The sequence below is a fragment of the Nocardioides pelophilus genome (assembly GCF_014180685.1).
GTDB classification, from domain to species: Bacteria; Actinomycetota; Actinomycetes; order Propionibacteriales; family Nocardioidaceae; genus Nocardioides; species Nocardioides pelophilus.
Genome location: NZ_JACEHF010000180.1, coordinates 1 through 8,114, shown reverse-complemented (window position 1 = coordinate 8,114; position 8,114 = coordinate 1). Strand labels below are relative to the sequence as shown.

The 8,114-nt window shown below is 71.9% G+C and carries 7 protein-coding genes; 3 read left to right on the top strand and 4 right to left on the bottom strand.

Annotation, left to right across the window (positions count from 1 at the left end; all coding sequences use genetic code 11):
• Window positions 1-1,002 (top strand): coenzyme F420-0:L-glutamate ligase (gene cofE, locus H0488_RS20055; protein ID WP_312856451.1); only part of this gene is annotated, 1,002 nt, incomplete at its 5' end.
• Between the two features lie 43 nt (window positions 1,003-1,045).
• Window positions 1,046-1,792 carry a DUF3105 domain-containing protein gene (locus H0488_RS20050; protein ID WP_183100997.1) on the top strand — a complete coding sequence of 249 codons (747 nt, stop codon included), beginning with the start codon at window positions 1,046-1,048 and terminating at the stop codon, window positions 1,790-1,792.
• Between the two features lie 22 nt (window positions 1,793-1,814).
• Here H0488_RS20050 and H0488_RS20045 read toward each other — a convergent pair whose 3' ends face one another.
• On the bottom strand, window positions 1,815-2,909 hold the full coding sequence (locus H0488_RS20045) for a mannose-1-phosphate guanylyltransferase (RefSeq protein WP_183100996.1): 1,095 nt from the start codon (window positions 2,907-2,909) through the stop codon (window positions 1,815-1,817).
• Between the two features lie 98 nt (window positions 2,910-3,007).
• Between H0488_RS20045 and H0488_RS20040 the strand changes: the two genes are divergently transcribed.
• Complete coding sequence (locus tag H0488_RS20040) at window positions 3,008-3,730, top strand: TIGR03089 family protein (protein WP_183100995.1); 723 nt, start codon at window positions 3,008-3,010, stop codon at window positions 3,728-3,730.
• Window positions 3,731-3,758: 28 nt separating this feature from the next.
• Here the strand turns inward: H0488_RS20040 and H0488_RS20035 are convergent, their stop codons facing one another.
• From H0488_RS20035 to H0488_RS20025, 3 genes are all read right to left on the bottom strand, one after another.
• Window positions 3,759-5,825: an N-acetylmuramoyl-L-alanine amidase gene (locus H0488_RS20035; RefSeq protein WP_183100994.1), complete on the bottom strand. Its 2,067-nt coding sequence runs from the start codon at window positions 5,823-5,825 to the stop codon at window positions 3,759-3,761.
• Between the two features lie 426 nt (window positions 5,826-6,251).
• Window positions 6,252-7,022: an ABC transporter ATP-binding protein gene (locus tag H0488_RS20030; RefSeq protein WP_183100993.1), complete on the bottom strand. Its 771-nt coding sequence runs from the start codon at window positions 7,020-7,022 to the stop codon at window positions 6,252-6,254.
• A gap of 4 nt (window positions 7,023-7,026) precedes the next feature.
• A partial coding sequence (locus H0488_RS20025; RefSeq protein WP_246372568.1) for an ABC transporter permease occupies window positions 7,027-8,114 on the bottom strand: 1,088 nt, incomplete at its 5' end.

Genomic DNA, 8,114 nt, shown 5'->3' with positions numbered 1-8,114 from the left:
GATGCCCGCCGCCGCGATCGGACTGGTCGCCCGCTGATGGCTCCCGGATCGGGCCTGACCGTCACGGCGCCCGGCGGGGTGCCAGACGTGCGGGTCGGCGACGACCTGGCCGACCTGCTGGTCCCGCTGGTCGACCTGGCCGACGGCGACATCGTGGCCGTGACGAGCAAGGTCGTCAGCAAGGCGGAGGGACGGGTCGTCGACGGCGACCGCGAGGAGTGGATCACCTCCGAGACCGCGCGGCTGGTCGCCCGGCGCGGCGCCACCCGGATCGTGCGCAACCACCTCGGGCTGACCATGGCCGCGGCCGGGGTCGACGCGTCGAACGTGGCCCGCGGGTCCGTCGTACTCCTGCCGGTCGACCCGGACGCGTCCGCGGCCCGGCTCCGGCGGTCGATCGCCGACCGCACCGGCGTCAACGTCGGCGTGATCGTGACCGACACCGCCGGGCGGGCCTGGCGCGAGGGACAGACCGACATCGCGATCGGCGCCGCCGGCGTCGTCGTGCTGGAGTCGTTCGTCGGCCGCGTCGACGAGCACGGCAACGAGCTCGCGGTGACCGCCCCCGCGGTGGCCGACGAGATCGCCTCCATGGCGGAGCTGGCGCAGGGCAAGCTCGGCGGGCGTCCGTTCGCCGTCGTCCGGGGCCGCCCCGACCTGGTGCTGCCTCCCGGCGACAGCGGGCCGGGCGCACGCGCCCTCATCCGCCAGGAGGGGGGCGACCTGTTCGGGTACGGCGCCCGCGAGGCCGTGCTGCGTGCGGTGCGCCGCGACCCGGCCGATGCCGCCCCCTTCGGCGCGCCGGTGACGGCGGCGGAGCTGGTCGAGCTGCTGGTGTCGACGGGCATCCACGCCCTCGCGACCACCGACGCCGACGGCGAGCTGGTGCGCTGCGCCGGCGACCGCCGGGAGCCGGTCGAGGTGCTCGCGTTCGTCCATGGCTGGCGGGTCGACCCGCGGTCGGACGGCACCGATCTCCTGCTGCGACCGGTGAGTACGTAGACTCGCCGCGACCCGCCCGCCGACACCCGAGGTAAGCCGCACCGTGGCAAAGACCACCAAGTCCGAGAAATCGGAGCGCCAGAAGGTCATCGACGACATCCGGCGCAAGCAGCGCAGTGCCGAGAGCCGTCAGGGCGCCATCATCGTCGGCGTCTGCATCGCCGCGGCGCTCGTGATCGTGGGGCTGGCCGCCTACAACCCGATCCGCACCTGGCTCGAGCAGCAGAAGTACGACGACGAGGCCCTGGCCGACATCGGCGGACCGGCCTCGGTGTGCGGCGAGATCACCACCAAGGACGCCACCGGCAACCAGGACCACCGCGACGGCGAGCAGATCACCTACCCCGAGTCCCCGCCGGCGTTCGGCCCCCACTGGCCGAGCCCCGAGCCGCTCGAGGACCGCTTCTACACCGCGGACTCGCGGCCCGAGCTCGAGGTGCTGATCCACAACCTCGAGCACGGCTTCACGATCCTCTGGTACGACGAGACCGCCGCCGAGGACGCCGAGACCCTCGGCGAGCTCAAGGCGATCTCCGACCGGCTCAACGACAGCGACACGAACAACCGGCTCTCGTTCAAGGCCGTGCCGTGGACCAGCGAGGACGGCGAGCCCTTCCCCGACGGGCAGCACATCGCCTTCACCCACTGGAGCGCCGACGAGGAGACGGGCTCGTCCACGGGCGTGTGGCAGTACTGCTCCGAGCCCAGCGGTGAGGCGCTCGAGCAGTTCATGAAGGACTACCCCTACTACGACGCCCCCGAGCCGATCGGCGGCTACGCCGGGATGTGACCCGTCGCCGGGCGGTCCGGCGTCAGGTCAGCTCGGCACGTCCCTGCTCCTTGAGCTCGGCCACCACGGCCTTGACGTCCTGCGCGCGCTCGCGCGAGGCGACGAGGAGGCCGTCGGGGGTGTCGACGACGATCACGTCGTCGAGCCCGATCACCGCGATCACCCGACCGGACCCGGGTACGACGAGCCCGGTCGACTGCTGCGAGAGCACCAGCCCGGGGTCGCCGAGCACGTTGCACGCCTCGGCGTCGCCGAGCAGTCCGGCCAGCGAGTCGAAGTCACCGACGTCGTCCCAGCCGAAGCTCCCGGGCACGGTGGCCACCCGGCCCGCGGCGGCCGCCGGCTCTGCGACCGCGTGGTCGATCGCGATCTTCGGTAGTCCGGGCCACAGCTCGTCGAGCCGCTCGGGCGCGGCCGCGAGCTCACGGAGACCGGCCGCGAAGGCCGGGCTCTCGGTGGCGAGCAGCTCGAGCAGCACCCTGGGACGGACGACGAACATGCCGGCGTTCCAGCGGTACTGCCCGCTCGCGAGATAGTCCTCGGCCATGCTCACCGACGGCTTCTCGACGAAGGCCGCGACCTGCCGGGCGCGGGCGTGGCCCGGCAGCGCGTCGCCCAGCTGGATGTAGCCGAAGGCCGAGCTCGCGAAGGTCGGCTCGATGCCGATCGTCACCAGCCAGTCCTCACGAGCGGCAGCGACGGCCTCCACCACGGTGGCCCGGAAGGCCGCCGGATCGGTGATCACGTGGTCGGCCGCGAACGAGCCCATCACGGTGTCCTCGCCGGTGTCGGCGGCCCGGCGCTCGAGGACGGCGGCAGCCAACCCGATCGCCGCCATCGAGTCGCGGGGCGACGGCTCGGCCAGGACCCCGTCGGCGCCGAGGTCCGGCAGCTGGGCGCGGACCGCCTCGGCGTGCAGGCGGCCGGTCACCACGAGGAACCGGTCGTCGACCAGCGGGACCAGACGGTCGTAGGTCTGCTCGAGCAGCGTGCGGCCCTCGCCGGTCAGGTCGTGCAGGAACTTCGGCGAGGACGACCGCGACAGTGGCCAGAGTCGGGTGCCGGCGCCTCCTGCCGGGACCACCGCCCAGAACTCGTCGATCGCGCCGTCAGCCACGTCGTACCCCCAAGTGCTCGCTGTCGCAGACCCAGGCCACCCTAATGCCCTCCTCCCCGGCCCCGACCCGCGGTCGGCGGCCTCCTATCCTCGACACCGTGTCCACCTTCGCCGCCGTGCTCGCCGAGCGCCTGCGCCGCGAACCCGGGCGCCCTCTCGTCACCTTCTACGACGACGCCACCGGAGAGCGGGTCGAGCTGTCCGTCACGACGTATGCCAACTGGGTGGCGAAGGCGGGCTCCCTGCTCGTCGACGAGCTCGAGCTGGAACGCGGCGACGCCGTGCGCATCGACCTGCCGCCCCACTGGCTCACCCCGGTGTTCCTGGGAGCGGCGTGGAGCGCGGGCCTGGTCGTGTCGGACGCCGACGACCCGGCCGCGGTCGTCTGCGGGCCCGACCGGCTCGACCACTGGGCGGGCGAGGCCGCCGAGCGGGTGGTGCTCGCCTGCTCGCTGCGGCCGATGGGCGTGCGGTTCGCCGAGCCGGTGCCACCCGGCGTCCACGACGTCGGCGTCGAGATCTGGTCCCAGCCCGATGCGTTCATCCCCTGGGACCCGCCGGGGGACGACGACCCGGCCGTCGAGGTGGCGGGCGTTCAGATGACCCAGCGCGAGATGTGGCAAGCGGCCACCGCCGGGACTCTCGTCGCCGACGGTGGCCGCCTCCTGGTGGCCGCGAGTCCGGCTTCCCCACCGGATCTCGCGACCTTCACGCAGCCGCTCGCGAAGGGCGGCTCCCTTGTCCTGGTCACCCGGGCCGAACGGGAGCGGCTCGAGGCGATCCACGTCGCCGAGCACACCACCGCCCGCTTCCCCGCCTGAGCGCCAGGCACCTCTGTGAGGTCGGGCCTCAACCCACCATGTCGTACTCCGTCGTGTCGCCGGTGATCGCCACCGGGGCGCGGAAGCCGCGGACGCTGCCCGGGATCACCCACAGCCGGCCGTCGTTCGCGGAGCGCGCGATCAGGTCGCTGTGCCCGGTGATGTCGACGTCGTCGACTCCGACCAGCCAGTCGTAGCCGCCGACCGGGAGGGCCAGGGACTTCTTGCGGGTGAAGCCGCCGGGGCCGTTGCCGTAGTAGAGGACCAGCCCGGAGCGGGTCCGGATCAAGCTGTCCGGGGCGCCGTCCCCGTCCCAGCGACCGATCGGGATCTGCTTGCGGCCCTGGATCGCCGAGTACGCCGAGAACGGCGCGCGCAGGCCGGCCGCGCCGTTGCCCGGATAGACCTGCATCGAGCGGCCGTCGGGCTGCCCCATCAGGTCCGGACGTCCGTCGCCGGTGAAGTCGCCGACCGCGGCGAGCTTGGTGACGTCCGCGAAGCCGCGCGCCAGCCGGGTCGGCGGGGCGAACGCGCCCCCGCCGAGACCGCGGTGGAGCCAGAGCCCGCCGCCCTGCTTGACGATCAGGTCACCCTGGCCGTCGAGGTCCCAGTCACCGGCCTTGAGGATCAGGTCTGCGTCGGGGAGGAGGAGTCCGGTCGCCACCGGCTTGCCGAGCCGGTAGCCGGTGTCGGTGGGCACGACCTGGCGGAGGAAGACCTTGCCGTCGGTCGCGCGACGCAGCACCAGGTCGGGCCGGTCGCCGCCGACCAGGCTGGACTCGAGCTCGCGTCCGTCCCAGCCCTGCTGGGTCTCGGTCGCCAGCTGCCGGATCCGGGGGATCCGGTTGTAGAGGTTGATGCCCGGGCAGGCGGTCGAGCCCGCGTCGCGGTGGCCGTTGATCGCCTTGAAGTAGTCGGAGGTGACGTACTGGCGGTCGTCGTTCGCGTTCACGCCGTGCAGCGAGAGCTTCCACGCGAACAGCCGGCCGTACGCCCGGATCATCGCCCGCGACGGTTGCGTGGTCTCGAAGTTGCCGATGGCCGACGCGGCGAACGCGTTGTCGTTGTAGCCGAGGGTGTGCGCGCCCACGACCGGCCGGTCGACCCCGCCGAACCGGCCCTCCCAGATCCGGCCGAACCGGTCGACGAGGAAGTTGTAGCCGATGTCGCTCCAGCCCTGCGACCGCGTGTGGTACGCGTAGATGCCGCGGATGATCGAGGGGACCTGGTCGCGGGTGTAGCCGTTGGCGTTCACCGTGTGGTGGACGAACCCGGCGTGCACCTCGTAGTAGTGCAGCGACGGGGCGTCGCGCATGCTCTCGTCGGCCCCCCACTGGGCGCGGGAGAAGATCTTCGGCTTCGGCGCCGCCACCGCGGCCCGGAGCGAGAGCTCGCCCTCGCTGGTCTCGGACGTCGCGGTCCCGTCGCCGTCGAGCGCGTCGGTGTCGATCTCCGGCGTCTGGCGAGCCGTGGTGGTCGCCTCGCCCGGGTCGATGACGGCGAGCCTCATGTCCGCCGGCGCGGCGGCATCGGTCGCGATCCGGACCTGCACCTGGTCGACCTCGCCGACCAGCAGCGGCGCGGTGCCGGGGCGGGCCTGCTGGGCCTCCGCGCTGTCCGGGTCGGGGCCGTGCTCCTCGTGGTAGGGAACCTCGGTCCAGTCCGACCACGCGCCGTCCTGGTAGGTGCGCGCCTCGACCGCGAGCGCGTCGTCGGCCACCTCGACGCCGTGCTGCCAGGTCACCCCGACGGCGCCGTACCCGAGCACGGGCACCGCGTCGCTGGTGAGCTGCTGGCCACCGGTCGTCGTACGGCGGCTGGTCGCGCGCAGCGCACCCGGCGCCAGCCGGGCGCCCTTCGGTGCGGTCAGGCTGTACTCGGTCACGTCCGGGTCGACCGGGGCGGTCGGCACCGTGGCGGCCGCCGCTGAGGTTCGGAGGTCGGCCGAACCCGGCGACGCGGGACGCACGTCCATCGTGATCGTCCGCGCGGCGGGCGTCAGCGCGGCCAGGACGAGTCCGAGCGCCAGCAGCTGCTGGCACGCGGAGACGAACCGGTTACGCCGGGCCGTGCTCGGGTTCGGGCTCGAAGACATGGTGAATCTGCTCCAGATGTGCGCGGGGAAGGTGTCACACAGGAAGCAACTTTCACACGCGTCACAGACCCTGGGAAGAGGATCCGAGTAACTACAAACATGTAATTACCAGCCGACACGCCGAGCAATCAGAGATTTGTCAAGTTCGATCGGCCACGCCCCGACGTACCTGAGCGCCGACGTCCTGCCGCCCAGCAACCGCAAGCCGCCCACCGCAACCCGCCCGGCAACCCCAACCCCAGACCACGTCGACCGCGGCGCGGCCGCCGCGCAAGCCGCCCGGCAACCGCAACCCCAGACCACGTCGACCGCGGCGCGGCAGCGTGGCGCCCGGCGGCGAAGCCGCCCGGAGTGGTGCCCGCGGGCCGAGCGAAGCGATGGCCCGTGCGGCGCCGCTCCGTCGGCGACACGCTCGCGCAATCCAACTCAGATGTCGTCGCCGGTCTCTTCGTCGGTGAGCTCTTCGTCGTCGTCGCCGTCGTAGTGGAGGAAGCGGATGCCCTCCTCGACTCCCCCGTCGAAGGCGAGCCGGCCGTTCTCGAGCACGACCACCCGGTCGCACATCTTGCGGACCTGACCGGCGGCGTGGCTGACGTAGAAGATGGTTCGGCCGCTGTCGCGGATCTCGCTCATCTTCGCGAGGCACTTGCGCTTGAAGGGCTTGTCGCCCACGGCGAGTGCCTCGTCGGCCAGGAAGATCTCGGAGTCGACGTGGATCGCGATCGCGAACCCGAGCCGGGCGTTCTGGCCGGACGAGTAGTGGCCGACCTGGGTGTCGAGACGACTGCCGAGCTCGGCGAACTCGACGATGTCATCGAACTTGCGGGCGGTCTCGCGCTCGCTCATGCCCAGGATCGCGGCGTTGAGGTAGAGGTTCTCGCGGCCGGTGAGCTGCGGGTGGAACCCGGCGCCGGTCGCGATCAGGCCGGCGATCCGGCCGCGGGTGAGGACCGAGCCCTCGTCGGGCTTCATCACGCCGCTGATCATCTTGAGCAGCGTGCTCTTGCCGGAGCCGTTGAGCCCCATCAGGCCGATGGCCTCGCCCTGCTCGACGGTGAACGAGACGCCGTCGACGGCCTTGAAGGAGGTGCTGGTCTCCTGGCCGCGCACCTTGGCCACCGACATCTGCTTGATGGTGCGGTGGAAGCGCAGCTTGAAGGTCTTGGTGACGTCATCGAGGACGATGGAGGTGGTCATCGGGTCACAGCCGTTCCGGGATCTTGCTCTCGAGCCTGCTGAAGACCAGCTGGCCGATGCCGAGCATGAGCAGGCTCGCGCCGACGACGATGAGGCCGTTCATCATGAACTCCGCAGGGAGCTCGGTGCGCGCCGTCGTGGCCGGGTCGTCAGTGGTCCCGACCCAGAAGGCGCGCTGCACGAGGAGCACCGCGTCGGCCAGCGGGTTGAGCAGGTAGTAGCGCGCCGCTTCGCCGAAGCGCTCGTCGACGAGGGTGTAGGGGTAGATCATCGGCACGCTGAACCGGATGAACATCTGCAGGATGCTCACGACGTTGCTGAAGTCGCGGAAGAACACGTTGGCCGCGCTGAACAGGAGCGCGCCGGCCGTGCCGAGGAGCATGGAGATCAGCAGAGCCAGCAGCAGCGCGAGCATCCCCGTCAGGTCGGGGACCCAGCCGTAGGCGAGGCACGCGACGGTCAGGATGAGCAGCTGCGGGAACACGTGGAACAGCGAGACCAGCATCGACGCCACCGGGAACATCTCGCGTGGCAGCGCCATCTTCACGACCAGCGCCTTGTTGCGCACGATGGACCGGGTGCCGGCGCTGAACGTCTCGGTGAAGAAGTGCACCACCACCAGGCCGGCGAAGATGTGGATGCCGAAGTTCTCGACGGTCTTGTGCAGCTGCAGGATCTGGCCCATGACGAACCAGTAGACGAAGAACTGGCACGCGGGCCCGATGTAGGACCACAGCAGCCCGAGGAACGAGCCCTGGTAGCGCGCGCTGATCTCGCGCTTGACCAGCAGCTTGAGCAGGTAGCGCTTCTGGAACACGGCGAGCAGCCCGTTGTTGGCGCTCGGCGGCGTGAGCGGGAGGTGCGCGACGTCGAGTACGGCGCGCTCCCGCGGCTCGGCCTCGGCGCGAGCCTGGCGGCGCCGCTCGCGACGCTCCTGCCGGTCCGCCGGGGTCAGCGCGGTGTCGTCGGCCGACCCGGCCTCGACCGCCGGCGCTCCGACGGTCGCGGGGACCAGCGCCGGCTCGGGGGCCGGCTCGGGGGCGGGCGTGGCGGGCGGCGGGTAGAGCTGGCCCGGGGCCGGCACCGGGACAG